This window comes from Agrobacterium salinitolerans, assembly GCF_027498475.1.
GTDB lineage: Bacteria > Pseudomonadota > Alphaproteobacteria > Rhizobiales > Rhizobiaceae > Agrobacterium > Agrobacterium salinitolerans.
In genome coordinates this window covers 93,719-110,825 of sequence record NZ_JAPZLN010000001.1, presented here as the reverse complement: position 1 = coordinate 110,825, position 17,107 = coordinate 93,719, and the positions used below count along the sequence as shown (strand labels likewise).

Here is a 17,107-nt window from a genome sequence, read left to right as displayed (position 1 = left end):
GTTTTTCCTTACAGTTGAGATGCCGCGACAGGCGGCGACAGGTAAAGAGGGCAGCCGGTGGCAAACGATCCGACCCATCAGTTCTTGGTGCAGCCGATCATTCCGATCGAAATTGGCGGCGTCGATTTTTCCTTCACCAATGCGTCGCTCTTCATGGTCGCGACCGTGGCTGCGGCTTCCGGTTTCCTTTATTTCGCAACGTCGAACCGCGGTCTGATCCCGACGCGCATGCAGTCCGTTGCCGAAATGTCCTATGAATTCATCGCCTCCATGCTGCGCGAAGGCGCCGGCAAGAAGGGCATGGTGTTCTTCCCGTTCGTGTTCTCGCTCTTCATGTTCGTGCTGACGGCCAACCTTCTCGGCATGTTCCCGTATTTCTTCACGGTTACCAGCCAGATCATCGTCACCTTCGCGCTCGCCTGCCTCGTTATCGGCACGGTCGTCGTTTACGGTTTCTACAAGCACGGTCTGCATTTCTTCGGCATCTTTGCCCCTTCGGGCGTTCCGAAAGCGCTTTTGCCGCTGGTCGCGTCGATTGAAATGATCTCGTTCCTGTCACGCCCGATCAGCCTTTCCGTTCGTCTTTTCGCGAACATGCTGGCCGGCCATATCACGCTCAAGGTTTTCGCAGGCTTCGTCGCCTCCATGAGCGCGCTCGGCGCGCTCGGCGTCGGCGGTGCTGTCCTGCCTCTCATCATGACGGTCGCCATGACCGCTCTCGAATTTCTCGTTGCCTTCCTGCAGGCTTATGTGTTCGCGGTACTGACTTGCATGTACCTGAACGACGCCGTGCATGGTGGTCACTGAGAAGTAAAGTCGCTGGCCCCGGCAACGGGCGCCAAAAGATAGCCGCAACAACCTATATCTCAAGGAGTCTCACATGGAAGCGGAAGCAGCAAAGTACATCGGCGCAGGTCTCGCATGCCTCGGCATGGCTGGTACGTCCCTCGCACTCGGCCGTATCTTCGGTGATTACCTGTCCGGCGCACTGCGCAACCCCTCTGCTGCCGACAGCCAGTTCGGCCGTCTGGTATTCGGCTTCGCCGTTACGGAAGCTCTGGGCATCTTCTCGCTGCTCGTTGCTCTCCTTCTCCTGTTCGCTGTTTAATACCGGCATCAGGTCTGGATCACGGCCCGCGAATGGCGTGCCGTGATCCTTCGCATTTGCAGTACCCCTGGAGGTGAGCATGTTCGTGACCGAGGCTTATGCCCAGTCAGCACCGACCGTAGGTGAAACGCATACGGAAACTCCGGCTGTCGGCCAGCCGCAACCGGAAGCCACGCACACGGAAACCGGTGTGGCGCACGGCGCCGAACACGGCGCTTCCGGCGTATTCCCGCCGTTCGATCAGTCCACTTATGCATCGCAGGTTCTCTGGCTGGCGATCACCTTTGGCCTTTTCTACCTGCTCATGCAGAAGGTCATCGTTCCGCGCGTCGGCGGCATTCTCGAGAACCGTCATGGACGCATCGCACAGGATCTCGACGAAGCGGCACGGCTGAAAAGCGAAGCCGACGCAGCCGTCGAGACCTATGAAAAAGAACTCGCGGCAGCCCGCGCCAAGGCAAGCTCGATAGGCTCCGCGGCTCGTGACGCCGCCAAGGCCAAGGCTGATGCCGACCGCGCCGCAATCGAGGCAGGACTTGCTGAGAAGCTTGCCGCCGCCGAAAAGCGCATTGCAGGCATCAGGGATCAGGCATTCGCCGATGTCGGCGCCATCGCCGAGGAAACCGCGACCGCAATCGTTGACCAGCTGGTCGGCGCCAAGGTCAAGGATGCCGACGTCAAGGCCGCCATCGCTGCCGCTTCTGCCGTGAAGGGAGCCTGATATGGCATTTGATGCATCATTTTTCGCTCTCGTCGGTCTCGTCCTTTTCTTCGTTCTGATCGCCTATCTCAAGGTTCCCGGCATGTTCGCCAAGTCTCTGGACGAGCGCGCCCAGAACATCCAGGACGAGCTGGCCGAAGCCAAGCGCCTGCGCGAAGAGGCTCAGCACCTGCTGGCCGAATACCAGCGCAAGCGCAAGGAAGCCGAAGCCGAAGCCGCCGGTATCGTTGCTGCCGCTGAACGCGAAGCAGCAGCGCTGACGGAAGAAGCCAGGCAGAAGACGGAAGAATTCGTCGCCCGCCGTACGGCGCTTTCGGAACAGAAGATCAACCAGGCCGAAGAAGACGCCATCGGCGCCGTCCGTTCCGCCGCCGTGGACATCGCCATCGCCGCTTCCGAGAAGCTGCTGGCGGAAAAGACAACGGCTGCCGCAAAGGCCAAACTTTTCGCCGCCACGATCGGCGAAGTGAAGTCTAAGCTGAACTGAGTTCATCGCGGTATTGTTCAAAACCCCTCCGGCGCAAGCCGTGAGGGGTTTTTTGTTTGAGGTGGAAAAGCTGGTTCGGGATATGGTGCCGCCTGTACTATGGAAATGCGGTATGCGCTCCAGCAGGCCTCCCTCGGAGGGGCGGTGATTGGCTTTATTGTTTTTGATACTGAATGTCGGATTGCGCTTCCGCTTTGCGCCAGAAGCGAACGGATGAAGTGTGCATCGCTGATTGCCGTGGCGCCGAAAGCGAAGGCGGCCATTCCATACCTGGCGCAGCATTTTCCGAGGGTCGACCGTCAGCAGTGTGGGCTTAAGCGCCGTTCGTCTAATCGTTCAGACTCTTTAGAATTTGTTGGTAGAATGCGCCTTGTGCGTTCTCAGCAGTAGACCTTACGACCCATTCCCAATCCAAATTCAGTTTTCCTGCCGGGACCATTTGCTGCGCGATTTCAGTCGGTGTGGTTTCGTTGCTGGTTCCGTTCTCCCAGTCGTGAAAGGCCGATGAGTATCGAACGACCGCTCCGCTGACAGGCAAATCGAGTAACCCTCCCTCGGCAAAAAAACTTAACCCGTCGCCCATTTCTTCGCCGATGAGTTTGAGCCTGCGTCCCAGACGATGTTTGAGAATGGCTACAAATACTATCGCTGCGGAAAACGTGAATTTGTCGACAAGCACAGCGACCTGCCCGCCTGCGTTTTCTGAGATGGCGTCGATCAAGGGCATCGTTTGAAGAAAGTCGCCACCGGTGTTTCCGCGAACGTCAATCAAGAGTTTTTTGTTCGGGCAGGCGCTTACATGCTCCGCTGCACCGGAGATGGCTTTCGGCAGCGCAGTTTCGCTTGGATCGAAGAAACTTGGCAATGATATTGAAAGCCCAAGCCCCTGCCAGTCCTCGATCTCCACAAATCGCTCGGGTTTCCAGGCTGGATCAGCCTTGCCATGCTCGTTTCTCGTGTAAAGCATCGGTGCAGGAACTGTCTGTCCGTTCTCCAGTTTGAAATTGGATATCCGCCCATTATCGTCTTTCACGCAATATTCGGTCGTATTCTCTTTTGAAGAGAAACCGAGGCGGGTCAATGCATACGGCCATGCGAGAAGAATCGGTCCGATGACCCTTTTCCTCTGACGTGTTCCTGCCAGAAATTTTTCTGCCGCGGCTTCAATTTGGCCCAACGGTGTGCCGTTGACTGCTATCAGCTCTCCTCTTGGTGCAGTCGTTTCCAGTGCCGTTTCAGTTAACTGCACCGCCGTCCCGACGCTCACGAACCTCAGCGGCAGCACCGAGATGCAATCGTTCGGGATCAGCCGTGTATGTCCGTTTTGAGGAAGTGCGAGCAGGCGCATCGCAGAAAACAGAAAGGCCTCTTTGGAGCCCTCCAAAGCATATCGTCGAGTGTCACAAATGCAGCTGTCTATCGCCGCCTGTTCGATCCGTCGAAAGCTGGGATCGATTGGCAGGACGGTGTCCAGAATTTTCTCGAGATCTTGCGTCAGGGACATGATTTACGGTGCGCATAGTTGCTCGTCGATGTCCAGATCGGGTCGATAGCGGTTGTTCTGGTTGGAACTCCATTAGTTGTCATCAATCCCGCTTCAGTGGCCTGAAACTCATCCGGTGCAGCGCGCAAGGCCCGTGGCTTTCGATAGCGCGCAGGTGGGCCGGCGTGCCGTAACCGGCATGGCCTTCGAAGCCGTAAGAGGTGTGCACCACGCCGGCACGTTCCATCATCCGGTCGCGGGTCACCTTGGCGACGATCGAGGCGGCGGCGATGGAGAGGGAGCGGGAATCGCCCTTGATGACGGCCTTGGCTTCGCAGGCGATGCCGGGCGGGCGGTCGCGGCCGTCGGCCAAAACGAGGGCAGGGGAGATTTCGAGGCCCAGCACGGCGCGGCGCATGGCGTCGAGGCTGGCGCGCAGGATATTCATGCTGTCGATCAGGCCGGGGCCGGAGGAGGCGACGGATACGATCGAGCTTTCCATGATCTGGACGAACAAGCTTTCCCGTTTCTGCTTCGTCAGCTTCTTGGAATCGTCCATACCCTTGGGAATATTGTCCGGATCGAGAATGACGGCTGCCGCAACCACCGGTCCGGCTAGAGGTCCCCGGCCTGCCTCATCCGTGCCGGCCACGGGCCAGAGGCCCTTCTTTTTCGCTTCCAGTTCGAAGGAAAAATCCGGGCCGGTATCGGCAAGGTCGAAAAGAGCAGGAGAATCGGGTGTGGCCGTGCGTTTCATGCGGCGAAACTCGCATACACACCCGATCTCCTGCAAGCCCCCGGAAGCGGGCGATGACAGGCGCGGTGAGCCGGGGTCAAGGGGCGTGGCTCACCGTGCCCCTGAGGTCATCATGACCTTTGATCCTCCAACGGGGCGGCGGAGGAAAAACGATCGCACGCGAGGCGGCGGTTCCGGGGGCAATGTCCGGCAGGCCAGGGAAAACCCACCGGGCATTTCGTGGGAGTGTGGCGGGTCTATAAAAGAGGCCACCGCTCCCTGTCATAGTCTGCCTGATATCGCCGCACGTTCCGTATGGTGCTTCGATCAGGCGGAGTTCTTTTCAGCATCGGTCTTTCAAAGCAGCGACAATTGCACGCCTGCACCGCCCGGCGGCACGAAGAGATCGTCGCGCAGGTGGATGCCACGGCGGATGAGGCCGAGCCTTTTTGTCGCCATCTCGAAACGCCTGCCTATCTGCCAGGCATAGGGGCCGGCACCCTTCATGCGTTTCCCGAATTCCGCGTCATAGTCTTTGCCGTCACGCATGGAGCGCACCAGCGACATGACATGACGGTAGCGGTCCGGATAGTTGCGCAGCAGCCAATCGCGGAAGAGCGGGCTCACCTCCAGCGGCAACCGCAAAAGCACATAAGACGCCTCGGTCGCACCGGCGGCCTTGCCGGCCTCGAGAATACGTTCGATCTCATGATCGTTGAGCGCCGGAATGACGGGCGCCATCATCACGGCCACGGGAATGCCGGCATCGGTCAGCGCCTTGACGGCTTCCAGCCGCTTCTCCGGCGTGGCGGCGCGCGGTTCCATGTTGCGCGCGAGCTTCCGGTCCAGCGTGGTGACGGAAATACCGACCTTGGCGAGCCCCTTCTTGGCCATGGGCGCGAGAATATCGATATCCCGCTTGATCAGCGCCGATTTGGTGACGATGGCGACGGGATGATCGGCCTTGGCGAGCACTTCCAGTATCTGCCGCATGATGCGCCATTCGCGCTCGATCGGCTGATAGGGATCGGTATTGGTGCCGATGGCGATCACCCGCGGCTTGTAGCCCGGCTTCGCCAGTTCCCGTTCCAGCAGCTTTGCCGCATCCGGCTTGGCGAAGAGCTTGGCCTCGAAATCCAGCCCGGCCGAAAGCCCCATATAGCTGTGCGTAGGGCGCGCAAAGCAATAGATGCAGCCATGTTCGCAGCCGCGATAGGGATTGATGGAGCGGTCGAAGGGGATGTCGGGCGATTCATTGCGGGTGATGATGCTGCGCGGCTTTTCCACCTGCACCTCGGTGCGGAATTCCGGCATGTCCTCGAGAGTCTGCCAGCCATCGTCGAAAACCTCGTGCTGCAGGGTCTCGAAGCGTCCATCCGGGTTCAGCCCGGCGCCACGGCCGCGACGGCGGTCGATCTCGATGCGCAGGCCGGATGCATCGGCCAGCGCATTGGCAATATCCGGCATATGGCTTGGCTGGAATGCAGCCTGCCCCGAAAGCGTATGGTTTCTCATCTGGATGCTCCCAGGACGCCGCACGCCTTTCGAGGCACGCTCAACGCCCTAAACCGTTTCCATCCGGGCAGGCTTTCAACCGCCTTCCGAATGATTAAATTCCTACATCAGGAATGAGAACAATACAAGAACAAAATTGCAAATTCGGCTCGTTCTCCAGAGGTGGGCGCGGCCCCGTCCGGAGACTGTGCGCCAGGTGGGCAAGGACAGCCTTGGATTTTTACCGCGACGAGCGTAGTGGCAATTTATTGTGCGATGCGTTAGAGCTATGCAGATGTTGACAGTCATAATGGAATGCCGGGATCACGAGCCGGAACTGGCGCACACATTGTCTGCGCTCGTCACCGGGGCCGTGGAAGGGCTTGTAAGCGATGTTGTGATTCTCGATCACGGCTCGCGCGATGGATCGTCGCGCGTCGCCGATGCCGCCGGCTGCCGTTTTTATGGGCAGTGGGACATCGAAGACGTGGTGAAGTCTGCACGCGGCGGCTGGCTGCTTCTGATTGAGCCCGGCGCGCGCCCGCAGGCGGGCTGGATCGACGAGATTCTCGAATATGTGGCGATCTGCGCGCAGCCGGCCCGCTTTTCGCCCTCGCGCTATCACCGGCGCAATGTCCTCAGCCGTATGCTGCGGCGTATTCCGCCATTGGAACATGGATATCTTCTGCCAAAGAAGCATGCGGTGTCGATTGCGAAATCGGGCATGAGCCTGACGCAATTTGTCGGCACGCAGAAGCCGCGCCGGCTGAATGCGGAAATGGTGCCCGCCTGGGCGCTGCGGGCCTCGGCGTAAGCTTGAGGCCGCTTTAGCCGGCCAGAACCTTGCCGGGGTTCATGATGCCGGCGGGATCGAAAGCGTGCTTGATGCGCCGCATCAGTTCCATTTCGATGCCGGGGCGGATGGCCGCCAGCTCGTCGCGCTTCAATTGCCCGATGCCGTGTTCGGCCGAAATGGAGCCGCCGAGCGACAGCACGATGCCATGTACGATCTCGTTCATGTCCCGCCAGCGGCCAATGAATTCGGCCTTGTCGGCTCCCACAGGCTGGGAAATATTGTAGTGAATATTGCCGTCGCCCAGGTGTCCGAAGGCGCAGACGCGGGCGCCCGGGATGGTGGCAAGAACCGCCTTTTCCGCCGTCGCCATGAATTCCGGTATTTTCGACACCGGAACGGAAACATCGTGCTTGATCGAGCCGCCTTCGGGTTTCTGCGCCTCCGACATGCTTTCGCGCATATGCCAGAGCGCCTGCCGCTGCGCTTCGGACGCGGCGATCACCGCATCCTGAACCAGCCCGGCCTCAAAACCGCGCTCCAGCAGCGATTGCATCATGCTATCCGCCGTCTCGGCCGAATCGGAGGTGGAGATATCGATGAGCGCGTACCAATTGTGCGGCTGTTCCAGCGGATCGCGCACGCCGGGAATATGCCGGGCGGTGAATTCGACGCCGATTCGCGGCATGAGTTCGAAGCCGGTCAGCGCCGTGCCGCAGAGATTGGAAGCCATTTCGAACAGTTTCAGCGCGTCTTCGGTGGAGGTGAGCCCCGCAAAGGCCACCTGATGGCCGAGTGGCTTCGGGAAGAGCTTCAGCACCGCGCCGGTGATGATGCCAAGCGTGCCTTCGGAACCGATGAAGAGATCGCGCAGATCGTAACCCGTATTATCCTTTTTCAGCCGGCGCAGCCCGTTCCAGATTTCGCCGGTCGGCAGCACGACTTCCAGCCCGAGGCAGAGCTGGCGCATATTGCCATAAGCGAGCACCGCCGTGCCGCCGGCATTGGTGGCGAGATTGCCGCCGATGCGGCAGGACCCTTGAGAGCCGAGCGACAGCGGGAACATCCGCTCCACGGAATCAGCAGCCTTGTGAATGTCATCGAGAATGCAGCCGGCATCCGCCACGATGATATTGGCGACCGGATCGATATCGCGAACGCGGTTCATGCGCTCCAGCGACAGGATGATGTCGGTGCCATCAGCGCGCGGTGTCTGTCCGCCCACGAGGCCGGTGTTGCCGGTCTGCGGCACGATGGCGGTGCCGGTTTCGCTGGCGAGCTTGAGGATGGCGGCAACCTCTTCGACCGAACCGGGCTTGATGAGCAGCGGCGAGGCGCCGCGATAAAGCCCGCGATTTTCCACGAGGCGCGGCGCCATTTCCGCCGCGTCGCGGACCGCGTTCTTTTCGCCGACAATGACGGCAAAGCGGTCGAGAATGTCGGAGGAGGGGATGGCGGTGGTCGTCATGGGCGGCGTCTCGCTGGCTTTTGAAACATGGGCGAAAGGATTGGGCGCCGTTAGCCTCGCGGCGCGGCGGCGCGGGACAGGCGGTCGTTGATCGCCTCTCCGAGGCCATGGGTGGGAATGGCGGTGATGGCGATCATGTCTGCGCCGCTTGCATCGGCGGCTTTCAGATAGTCGAACAGATTGGCGGCGGCCTCGGCAAGATCGCCGGAAGGGCTGAGATCGAGCACGGCGCGCGCCATCTCTTCGCCGGCAATGGCGACGCTGCCGAATCGGATCAGCGCTTCATCTGGCCGAACCGATGTGGCGTGAAGGCGCACGGCCGCACCCGGCGCATAATGTGATGCCAGCATTCCCGGCGCCTCAATGGCGGCGGCGGCATTTTTCGGCCGTTCGAGGTTTTTTCCCGCAACGCGTTCTATATCCTCGGTGATGACGCCGCCGGGACGAAGCAGCCGCACCCGGCCATCCTCCTCCACCTTGACGATGGTGGATTCGACGCCGACGGTGGCCGCGCCGCCATCGAGAATGAGATTGATCTTCTGGCCAAGATCCGCCTCCACATGGGCTGCACTTGTCGGGCTGATTTTGCCGGAACTATTGGCGCTGGGGGCGGCGAGCGGCCTGTCGAATCGGCGGATCAGATCACCGGCAAAACCCTGCGGCACACGAATACCGACCGTATCGAGCCCGGCCGTCGCCAGCGAATGAATGTCGCTTCCCGCCTTCAGCGGCAGCACCAGCGTCAGCGGGCCGGGCCAGAAGGCCTTTGCGAGCTTCAGCGATATGGGATCGAAGACGGCGTAACGTTCGGCCATGGCGATATCGGCCATGTGGCAGATCAGGGGGTTGAACTGCGGCCGGCCTTTCGTCTCGTAAATGCGGGTGATCGCCGCCGGATTGGTGGCGTCGGCGGCAAGGCCGTAGACGGTTTCCGTCGGCAGGGCGATGGGTTGGCCGGCGGCAAGCTCCGCCACGGATGCTTGCAGGGCTGTTTCCCGCTCATGTTCAATGTTGATGTGACGCGCCATGATGCTGCCTTTCAGGGCGGTCAATAGCGTATTTCAGGCTGGAATGGAAATCGCTATCGCGGCTTTTATATCGCCTTGATGATCCTGCGCATCTCCTCGGACCGCGCGCCAAGCATCAGTACGTTTTTCAACGCCACGCGCGGATCGTGGGTCTGGAACAGCAGGCCGCCGCGATGCACGGAGGTATCGACGGCGACCTCCTGGTCGGGAAGCGCGTTGATGGCGACGGCGAAATACATCCGCGAGTAGCGCGCATCGATATTTTCGAAGAAGTTTTCAGCCCCGCTCAGCTCGGCGAAGAAATTCGCGAAATAAAAGGACCAGAGCACATGGCGCTCGGCATCGAAGCTGGTTTTCGCCGCCGTGACGTGACAATAGCCGAGATGCGGCCGGTCATTGAGCAGATGGTGAAAAACCATCTTCGGAAAACGGATGGACTGGTGAAAGCCGTTCAGACGGCTGTGGGTGGCGTCGGCGGCAGCTTCCAGCTTTCGCCCCGTCAGAGCAGCCACTTCGTCATGGCTGTAATAGGCACGTTCTTTCGGCAGCCATCGCTCTTCATAACGGCTGATGCGCCCTGTCCGCAGAAAATCGGAATGCGCGGTCTTCGAGCGTATCGGTGCGACCGAATGCCTGCTCGCATCGAAATAGCGTATGCGTGTCGCCTTCTCCACCAGGAACACCCTCGTTGCTGCGGTCCGGCAAGATAAATTGGGGTGCGTTAATACTCCGTTGCGCCGCATCCCCCGTTTTCTTACGGGTGGGGAGTAAAGAGTGCAGTATTATGCGTCATATTGCGACGTCGTTGCAGGCGCTAAATAGCTGTCGGATTTAGCAGTGGAATGGCTTGTGGCGGCGGATTGCGCATGTCGCAATTTGTCGCCAATGCGGAAGCCGATGTCGCTGTCTGTGCTGCCGCAAATGACCGCCGGTGTTTAGATGAGTACATGCTTCCGCAACCCCGCAAATGGTGTCGGGCAGGGCGGTTTGATCGAGGATTTGGCCATGGAATTGCGTGATACCGTATTGCGCCAGCTGAAAAACCGCCGCGAAGGCTTCAGCCTGGAGCAGCCCTTCTACACGGACCCGGATTATTTCAAACTGGACATGGAAACCATCTGGTATCGCGACTGGCTGTTTGTCGGCCATGATTGCGAAGTCCAGAAGTCCGGCAGCTATTTCACTGTGCAGGTCGGCGCTTATTCTGTGGTCATCGTTCGCGGCCGTGACGGGCAAATCCGCGCTTTCCACAATTCCTGCCGCCATCGCGGCTCCCGCGTCTGCACCACGCAGAAGGGCCAGTCGGCCCGCCTTGTCTGTCCCTATCATCAGTGGACCTATGATCTCGACGGCAAGCTGCTGTTTGCGCGCCATATGGGCGAAGAGTTCGACAAGGGCGATTTTGGCCTGAAGCCGGTCGCCTGCGAAACCGTCGCCGGTTACGTCTTTATCTGCCTCGCCGATCAGCCGGCCGATTTCGAGCCGATGCGCAAGGAAGTCGAGAGCTACATGGCCCCGCACCGTATCTGGGAGGCGAAGGTCGCGCATGAGAGCACGATCATCGAAAAGGGCAACTGGAAGCTCGTCTGGGAAAATAACCGCGAGTGCTACCATTGCGCCGCAAACCACCCGGAACTGTGCCGCACCTATCCCGAAAACCCGAGCGTGACGGGAACGGACGGCGGTGCGAGCGATCCCGAGATCGGCGGCCACTGGGCGCGCTGCGAGGCCGCCGGCCTGCCGAGCCGTTTCAAGATCGACAAGAACGGACAGTTCCGCGTCGCCCGTATGCCGCTGATCGGTGAGGCGGAAAGCTACACCATGTCCGGCAAGCCCGCCGTGCGTCGGCCGCTGTCTGATGATGTGAGCATCAGCCATATCGGCGCGCTGTTGCTGTTCCATTACCCGACGACCTGGAACCACTTCCTCGGCGACCACACCATTTCCTTCCGTGTGCTGCCGCTCAGCGCCACGGAGACCATGGTCACCACCAAATGGCTGGTGCACAAGGATGCCGTCGAAGGCGTGGACTACGATCTCGAAGACCTCACCCACGTCTGGAACGAGACCAACGATCAGGATCGCCGCATCGTCGAGGAAAATGCCTTCGGCATCCGTTCCCCCGCCTATGAGCCCGGCCCCTATTCCATGGAGGACGAAGGTGGCGTGATGCAGTTCGTCAACTGGTATTCCGATTTCATGATCGACCGGCTCTCGGGCGACAAGTCCCGGCTTTCGGCTGTAGCGTGATGCGAAGATGAATATGGTTGTGACCTATAAACATATTGATGAGATGAAGCCCTGGAGCGACAAGCTCCAGCTTCTGGAATGCATCTCGGTGACGCCCGAGACGGCGGATGTGATGACGTTTCTGTTCCGTTCGGAGGATCAGAACTGGTTCCGTTATCTGCCGGGCCAGTTCGTCACGCTGGAACTGCCGGTGGGCAAGGAGCCGCTTTACCGCACCTACACATTGTCCTCCAGCCCGTCGCGGCCCTATGCGCTGTCGGTCACGGTCAAGGCGCAGGCCAACAGCATCGGCACGCGCTGGATGTTCGACAATCTGAAACCCGGCATGAAAATCCGGGCGCTCGGCCCGCTCGGCGACTTTTCCTACGTCAAGCATCCCGGCGACAAATATCTGTTCATTTCGGCAGGCTCCGGCGTCACGCCGATGATGTCGATGGTGCGCGACATGAGCGACCGCGCCCCGCAGAGCGATATTGCTTTCATCAATTGTTCGCGCACGCCCGGCGATATCGTCTTCCGTCACGAACTGGAATATCTCGCCCGGTTCATGCCGAACCTGTCGCTCGGCTTCATTGTCGAAAAATGCGGACGCACCGATCTGTGGTCGGGGCTGAAAGGCATGGTCGACAAGGCCAAGATCGCGCTGCTGGCTTCCGATTTCATGGAGCGAACCGTCTTCTGCTGCGGCCCGGAACCGTTCATGGCAGCGGTCCGTTCGATGCTCGACGCGTCCGGTTTCGACATGGGGCGCTATCATCAGGAAAGCTTCGCGCCGGCTGCGCCGGTCACCGTTGGTGAAACCGTACTTACTGGTGCGGATGGCGAAACGCTGTCGATGGTGGGTTTCACCCTTTCCGGAAAAGAGATGGCCTGCCAGCCCGGCCAGACGGTCCTGATGACGGCGCGCGCCGCCGGCGTCCGTATCGGGGCGGCCTGCGAATCCGGCATCTGCGGCACCTGCCGGGTACTGAAGCTTTCCGGCGAGGTGGAGATGAACCACAATGGCGGCATTCTCGACGAGGAAATCGAGGAAGGCTATATTCTCGCCTGCTGCTCGCGCCCGTTGACAGATGTGAAGGTGGAGGCCTGACGCCAGCAGGCGTTTCAAACCTCCTTCATTCACCGGATGGTTGTCATGGAACCAAATTTTCCTAAATTCGTTTGCACGTCATCGAATTCTTTTCGGGCATAGAGCGGGGGCTAACCTTGATCTCCGACAAGAGCGAGTGAGTGAAAAAGGCGCGGTCAACGCGCTGAAGCAAATGGAGGAAGGTCATGATGAATTTCCGGAGAACGAGTGTCGCGACAGCGATTGTCGTGTTCCTGACCAGCTTTACCCCATCGCAGGCGTTTCAGGTTCCTGTTCCGGTGACGAAGCCGGCTGTGGCGACTGAAAATGTGGTGCCGGTGCAGTACCGTGAATGGGATCGTCGCCGCCATTGGGATGGGCGACACATGCGCCGCCCGCCACCGCATCGAAACGGCTGGTACAACGGTCACCGTGGTTATCGCGATCGTCGGCCGGGTTACCGTTACCACAACGGTTACTGGTTCCCGCTGGCAGCCTTTGCGGCAGGTGCGATTATCAGCGGCGCCATGCAGCAGCCGCGTCCGGCCTATGGCGGCAGCCATGTGGCTTGGTGTCAGAACCGCTGGCGCTCGTATCGCGCCTATGACAACACCTACCAGCCGTATAACGGTCCGCGCCGCATATGCGTGTCGCCTTACAGCCGCTGATGACTTTTTTTTGAAAGCCCGGATTAATCCGGGCTTTTGCTTTTGCAGCGCCGCTGTCGATAAACGAAGCGTGATGACGCCGTTAATGCTGGGTTCAGGCGCAAACGCCTAGCTTTTATTTCGTAAGTTGCAGCCAGATGAAACAAACTGGCCCAATGGGAAGAAAAAAGTGTTATTATTCACGGACAACGGCCTGTTGACCGTCGTGGATGGAGGAAGTCAGATGAAAAGCTATATGAAAAATATCCTGGCTGCCGGTCTTTCTGCAATCGTGGTTGCAGGAGCGATCGTTCCGGCGGAAGCGGCAATGCCATTGCCGACCGCGCCGAAGAGCGTCGAGACCGCCGGCAGTGACGCCGGCAACAATATCGTGAACGTGCAATATTGGCGCGATCGCGACCGCTGGGGTGATCGCCGCGGCTGGTATCGCGGTCATCGCGGCTATCGCGAATATCGTCCGGGTTACCGCCACCACGACGGCTATTGGTTCCCGCTCGCAGCCTTTGCGACGGGCGCCATCATCGGCGGCGCATTGTCGCAGCCGCGTGAAGTCTACCGCCCGGTTCCAGAATATCGTCCGCGCCCGGTCTATCGGGAATACCGCCCGATCTATCGTGGCGGTCTGAGCCAGGCGCATGTGAATTGGTGCTATGGTCGCTATCGTTCCTACGATGCCCGCACCAACACCTTCCAGCCCTATCACGGCCCGCGCCAGCTTTGCTATTCGCCTTATAGCTGATGGCTTGCCAGGCTGAAATTGACAGAGCCGTCCGATCATACCGGGCGGCTCTTTGCGTTACAGGATTCGTGCGCGCTTCAGCACGAACCAGGCAAGCGCCACCGAAATAACGATGAAGATACTGGCCGACAGCGTGCCGCCGGTGCCGACGGTAAACGGCAGTTCATCCGTGTTCATACCGAAAAAACCGGTCACCAGCGAGGGCGGCAGCAGGAACGCCGTCATCAACGACAGGATATAAAGATGTCGGTTGGTTTCGGAGGAGAGCTTGGAATCGATTTCCTCATGCAGCAGCCTTGCCCGCTCCTGCAGGGCGTAGACGTCGTGATCGACAGCCTCCAGACGGCCCATCAGGCGTGAGGCGACATCCTCGAAACCATCCGGCATCTCGTCATCATCGGCGGCCGAAGCGCGCCGCATCAGGGTCAGCACAGTGCGCAGATGCCGGTGCAGGCGAACCACCGTGCGGCGCAGCGGGGCAAGACGCCGCCGTTCGTCGCGTGTCTCGCTGTCATAGACCAGATCTTCGATGGTGTTCAGCTCCTCCGTCGTCTCCATCACCAGATTGATGAGCGAGCGCTGGAATTCGGCAACGAGACCTTCGAAGACATGCGATGGCGTCAGATACCGGTTGGAATTCTTGTCCACCGCGGCCTTCAGCCGGTCCACCGAATGCAGCGGTTGCAGGCGGGTGGTGATGATGAAACGGTCACTCACCGCAAAATGCAGCCAGCCGAAATCGCGCGTTTCCTTGTCGAATTCCCGCTGGAAATCGACCAACGTGCCATAGAGCGATTTCTCATCGACCACGATGGAAGGGTGCGTCTCATGGGTGGTGAGGCTTGCGCGCGCCGCCGGGTCGAGGCCGTCGATGGTCTCGAGAAAACCCGCCACACGCTGATCCGCAAGGTTGAGGTGCAACCAGAAGAACCCGGCGCATCCGGCCATTTCATCAAAGCCGGCATCGGGCGCAAGCCGGCGGCACGGGGCTGTGCCGGGGTGGAATTGATAGGCCCAGACAAGGCCCGGAATAACGGGTGTAACGAGATCCATCGTGGCAGTCCTGACCGGCTGGATGGGAGGAAGGAGGCGTCCGTCGTTCCGGTGTGGGAGCGGCGGCGGCGAGGCGCCTTTCAGCGCATGCTGAACAAATTCACATGACAGTTTTATAACAATCCCGGTGAATAGACCGGAATTTTCAAATTGACGTTTACGTAAAAATCATTTAGCCCGAGGGCAGTAGCAAGATGCCAGAGCTTCGGGAGGAGGCAGCATGTATAGCGCGCCGGTGGACGATATCGCCTTTACACTCAAACATGTGGCAGGTCTTGAAGACGCGCTTGCGACGGGTGCGCTGGGAGACCTTGGGGAAGATCTGGTCGATGCCATTCTGCACGAAGCCGGCCGTTTCGCCACCGCAGAGGTCGCACCTCTCGCCGAAATCGGCGATCGCCAGGGCGCAAAGCTAACCGATGGTAAGGTGACGACACCGGATGGCTGGGCCGATCTTTACCGCCGCTGGGCGGAAGCGGGCTGGAATAGCCTCACGGCGCCTGAAGAATTCGGCGGCCAGAACCTGCCGCATATGCTGAATGTCGCAGCACTCGAAATGTGGAATTCCGGCTCCATGGCCTTTGCGCTGGCCCCGACGCTGACCATGGGCGCGGTGGAGGCCCTTGTCGCCCACGGCAGCGATGCGTTGAAGCGCACCTATCTACCAAAACTCGTCTCCGGCGAATGGACCGGCACCATGAACCTCACCGAGCCGCATGCGGGTTCGGACCTCGGCGTCCTGAAGACCCGGGCGGAACGCAACGGCGACGGCACCTACCGCATCTTCGGCCAGAAGATTTTCATCACCTGGGGCGAACACGACGCGGCGGACAATATCATCCACCTCGTTCTCGCCCGCCTGCCGGATGCGCCGACCGGAACGCGCGGCATCTCGCTGTTCCTCGTGCCGAAGTTCCTGCCCGATGAAAATGGCGCACCGGGCAGTCGCAACGATCTTTTCTGCCATTCGCTGGAACACAAGCTCGGCATTCACGGCTCGCCCACCTGCACGATGATCTTCGGCGATGGCAAATTCGGTGACGAAAAGGGCGCGCTCGGCTGGCTGATCGGCGAGGAGAACAAAGGTCTCGCCTGCATGTTCACCATGATGAACAACGCCCGCCTTGCCGTCGGCATGCAGGGCGTGGCGATCTGCGAAGCGGCGACTCAGAAGGCCATCGAATATGCCAGGGAGCGTACGCAGGGCAAGGCGCCCGGCTGGCAGGGTTCCGGCATGAGCCCGATCATCGAACATCCTGATATCGCCAGAACACTTCTGACCATGAAGGCGCTAACGCAGGGATCACGGGCGATTTCTTTCAGCTGCGCGCATGCCATCGACATGGCGCATGCGACTGAAGACGCCTCGCAGCGCGCTCACTGGCAGGAGCGCGCTGCTCTTCTCACACCGATCGCCAAGTCCTTCTCCACCGATGCCGGTGTCGATGTCGCCTCCATGGGCATTCAGGTGCATGGCGGCATGGGCTTCATTGAAGAAACAGGTGCTGCGCGTTATCTACGCGATGCCCGTATCGCGCCGATCTACGAGGGCACCAACGGCATTCAGGCCATCGATCTGGTGCTGCGCAAGCTGCCGCTCTCCGAGGGTGCGCAGGTGCGCGGTTTCATCGCTGAGCTGCGTGAGATTGCTGCCCGGACGGCCGCGTCTAACCGCGATGACCTTGGCGAGACCGCCCGTTATCTCGAAGCGAGCCTCAACGATCTGGAAACGACGACCGACTGGTTGCTGGAGCGCATCAAGGCTGGCGAAACCGAAACCGCGCTTGCCGGTGCAACGGCCTATCAGCGGCTCTTCGGCCTGGCGCTGACAGGTGCCTATCTCGCCAAAGGCGCCTTGGTCTCCGTCGATGATGGCAGGGGCGGACATCGCGCAGCACTTTGCCGTTTTGCGGCGGAAAACCTGCTGGCGGAAACGACGGCGCTGAAGGATCGCGTTATATCAGGTGCGGCAAGCCTTGCCGCCGCCCGCACCGTATTGGCTTGAGGAGG

Annotated in this window: 17 protein-coding genes; 10 read left to right on the top strand and 7 right to left on the bottom strand. The window is 60.1% G+C overall.

Features of this window, described 5'->3' with window-relative positions; genetic code table 11:
• Positions 1–57 precede the first annotated feature (57 nt).
• The 4 genes from O9X91_RS00525 to O9X91_RS00510 all read left to right on the top strand — a co-directional run bounded on the left by O9X91_RS00525 (position 58) and on the right by O9X91_RS00510 (position 2,316).
• Complete coding sequence (locus O9X91_RS00525) at positions 58–807, top strand: F0F1 ATP synthase subunit A (protein ID WP_004440258.1); 750 nt, start codon at positions 58–60, stop codon at positions 805–807.
• 73 nt (positions 808–880) lie between these two features.
• Entirely contained in the window at positions 881–1,108 is a 228-nt protein-coding gene (locus O9X91_RS00520; RefSeq protein ID WP_003494147.1) for a F0F1 ATP synthase subunit C, read from the top strand.
• Positions 1,109–1,187: 79 nt separating this feature from the next.
• Positions 1,188–1,829, top strand: coding sequence for a F0F1 ATP synthase subunit B (locus O9X91_RS00515; RefSeq protein ID WP_077982849.1), 642 nt, complete (start codon positions 1,188–1,190; stop codon positions 1,827–1,829).
• Between the two features lies 1 nt (position 1,830).
• The gene (locus O9X91_RS00510; RefSeq protein ID WP_142912833.1) at positions 1,831–2,316 is read left to right on the top strand and encodes a F0F1 ATP synthase subunit B; all 486 of its coding nucleotides are present in this window, start codon (positions 1,831–1,833) and stop codon (positions 2,314–2,316) included.
• A 328-nt stretch (positions 2,317–2,644) separates the two neighbouring features.
• On the opposite strand, the gene O9X91_RS00505 is transcribed toward O9X91_RS00510, so the two are convergent.
• The 3 genes from O9X91_RS00505 to O9X91_RS00495 form a co-directional block, all read right to left on the bottom strand.
• The gene (locus O9X91_RS00505; RefSeq protein ID WP_142912834.1) at positions 2,645–3,820 is read right to left on the bottom strand and encodes a S41 family peptidase; all 1,176 of its coding nucleotides are present in this window, start codon (positions 3,818–3,820) and stop codon (positions 2,645–2,647) included.
• An 82-nt stretch (positions 3,821–3,902) separates the two neighbouring features.
• Positions 3,903–4,556, bottom strand: coding sequence for a ribonuclease HII (locus O9X91_RS00500; RefSeq protein WP_142912835.1), 654 nt, complete (start codon positions 4,554–4,556; stop codon positions 3,903–3,905).
• 336 nt (positions 4,557–4,892) lie between these two features.
• Positions 4,893–6,050 (bottom strand): PA0069 family radical SAM protein, encoded by a 1,158-nt coding sequence (locus tag O9X91_RS00495; protein WP_161987664.1) that lies wholly within the window; start codon positions 6,048–6,050, stop codon positions 4,893–4,895.
• Positions 6,051–6,324: 274 nt separating this feature from the next.
• Here O9X91_RS00495 and O9X91_RS00490 point away from each other — a divergent pair, with 274 nt between their 5' ends.
• Positions 6,325–6,843 carry a glycosyltransferase family protein gene (locus O9X91_RS00490; protein ID WP_191217025.1) on the top strand — a complete coding sequence of 173 codons (519 nt, stop codon included), beginning with the start codon at positions 6,325–6,327 and terminating at the stop codon, positions 6,841–6,843.
• A gap of 13 nt (positions 6,844–6,856) precedes the next feature.
• Here the strand turns inward: O9X91_RS00490 and O9X91_RS00485 are convergent, their stop codons facing one another.
• From O9X91_RS00485 to O9X91_RS00475, 3 genes are all read right to left on the bottom strand, one after another.
• Positions 6,857–8,290, bottom strand: a complete 1,434-nt coding sequence (locus O9X91_RS00485) for an FAD-binding oxidoreductase (RefSeq protein WP_269833328.1) — start codon at positions 8,288–8,290, stop codon at positions 6,857–6,859.
• A gap of 50 nt (positions 8,291–8,340) precedes the next feature.
• Positions 8,341–9,318, bottom strand: coding sequence for an L-threonylcarbamoyladenylate synthase (locus tag O9X91_RS00480; RefSeq protein WP_269833369.1), 978 nt, complete (start codon positions 9,316–9,318; stop codon positions 8,341–8,343).
• Between the two features lie 65 nt (positions 9,319–9,383).
• A complete protein-coding gene (locus O9X91_RS00475; RefSeq protein WP_162520482.1) occupies positions 9,384–9,992 on the bottom strand; it encodes a DUF6656 family protein in 609 nt (202 codons plus the stop codon).
• A gap of 331 nt (positions 9,993–10,323) precedes the next feature.
• On the opposite strand from O9X91_RS00475, the gene O9X91_RS00470 reads away from it, so the two are divergent.
• The 4 genes from O9X91_RS00470 to O9X91_RS00455 all read left to right on the top strand — a co-directional run bounded on the left by O9X91_RS00470 (position 10,324) and on the right by O9X91_RS00455 (position 14,044).
• A complete protein-coding gene (locus tag O9X91_RS00470; protein ID WP_077983039.1) occupies positions 10,324–11,568 on the top strand; it encodes an aromatic ring-hydroxylating oxygenase subunit alpha in 1,245 nt (414 codons plus the stop codon).
• 7 nt (positions 11,569–11,575) lie between these two features.
• Positions 11,576–12,658, top strand: a complete 1,083-nt coding sequence (locus O9X91_RS00465; protein ID WP_089153226.1) for an FAD-binding oxidoreductase — start codon at positions 11,576–11,578, stop codon at positions 12,656–12,658.
• Between the two features lie 185 nt (positions 12,659–12,843).
• Entirely contained in the window at positions 12,844–13,305 is a 462-nt protein-coding gene (locus O9X91_RS00460) for a BA14K family protein (protein WP_137409862.1), read from the top strand.
• Between the two features lie 223 nt (positions 13,306–13,528).
• Positions 13,529–14,044, top strand: a complete 516-nt coding sequence (locus O9X91_RS00455; RefSeq protein ID WP_142912837.1) for a BA14K family protein — start codon at positions 13,529–13,531, stop codon at positions 14,042–14,044.
• Between the two features lie 57 nt (positions 14,045–14,101).
• Here O9X91_RS00455 and O9X91_RS00450 read toward each other — a convergent pair whose 3' ends face one another.
• The gene (locus O9X91_RS00450) at positions 14,102–15,097 is read right to left on the bottom strand and encodes a transporter (protein WP_077982842.1); all 996 of its coding nucleotides are present in this window, start codon (positions 15,095–15,097) and stop codon (positions 14,102–14,104) included.
• A gap of 220 nt (positions 15,098–15,317) precedes the next feature.
• On the opposite strand from O9X91_RS00450, the gene O9X91_RS00445 reads away from it, so the two are divergent.
• Positions 15,318–17,102, top strand: coding sequence for an acyl-CoA dehydrogenase (locus O9X91_RS00445; protein ID WP_142912838.1), 1,785 nt, complete (start codon positions 15,318–15,320; stop codon positions 17,100–17,102).
• The last annotated feature ends 5 nt before the right edge of the window (positions 17,103–17,107 follow it).

Coding starts and splice junctions, on each gene's coding strand:
- O9X91_RS00520 (WP_003494147.1), top strand. CDS start 881: ATGGAAGCGGAAGCAGCAAAGTACATCGGCGCAGGTCTCGCATGCCTC.
- O9X91_RS00515 (WP_077982849.1), top strand. CDS start 1,188: ATGTTCGTGACCGAGGCTTATGCCCAGTCAGCACCGACCGTAGGTGAA.
- O9X91_RS00510 (WP_142912833.1), top strand. CDS start 1,831: ATGGCATTTGATGCATCATTTTTCGCTCTCGTCGGTCTCGTCCTTTTC.
- O9X91_RS00505 (WP_142912834.1), bottom strand. CDS start 3,820: ATGTCCCTGACGCAAGATCTCGAGAAAATTCTGGACACCGTCCTGCCA.
- O9X91_RS00500 (WP_142912835.1), bottom strand. CDS start 4,556: ATGAAACGCACGGCCACACCCGATTCTCCTGCTCTTTTCGACCTTGCC.
- O9X91_RS00495 (WP_161987664.1), bottom strand. CDS start 6,050: ATGAGAAACCATACGCTTTCGGGGCAGGCTGCATTCCAGCCAAGCCAT.
- O9X91_RS00490 (WP_191217025.1), top strand. CDS start 6,325: ATGTTGACAGTCATAATGGAATGCCGGGATCACGAGCCGGAACTGGCG.
- O9X91_RS00485 (WP_269833328.1), bottom strand. CDS start 8,290: ATGACGACCACCGCCATCCCCTCCTCCGACATTCTCGACCGCTTTGCC.
- O9X91_RS00480 (WP_269833369.1), bottom strand. CDS start 9,318: ATGGCGCGTCACATCAACATTGAACATGAGCGGGAAACAGCCCTGCAA.
- O9X91_RS00470 (WP_077983039.1), top strand. CDS start 10,324: ATGGAATTGCGTGATACCGTATTGCGCCAGCTGAAAAACCGCCGCGAA.
- O9X91_RS00465 (WP_089153226.1), top strand. CDS start 11,576: ATGAATATGGTTGTGACCTATAAACATATTGATGAGATGAAGCCCTGG.
- O9X91_RS00460 (WP_137409862.1), top strand. CDS start 12,844: ATGATGAATTTCCGGAGAACGAGTGTCGCGACAGCGATTGTCGTGTTC.
- O9X91_RS00455 (WP_142912837.1), top strand. CDS start 13,529: ATGAAAAGCTATATGAAAAATATCCTGGCTGCCGGTCTTTCTGCAATC.
- O9X91_RS00450 (WP_077982842.1), bottom strand. CDS start 15,097: ATGGATCTCGTTACACCCGTTATTCCGGGCCTTGTCTGGGCCTATCAA.
- O9X91_RS00445 (WP_142912838.1), top strand. CDS start 15,318: ATGTATAGCGCGCCGGTGGACGATATCGCCTTTACACTCAAACATGTG.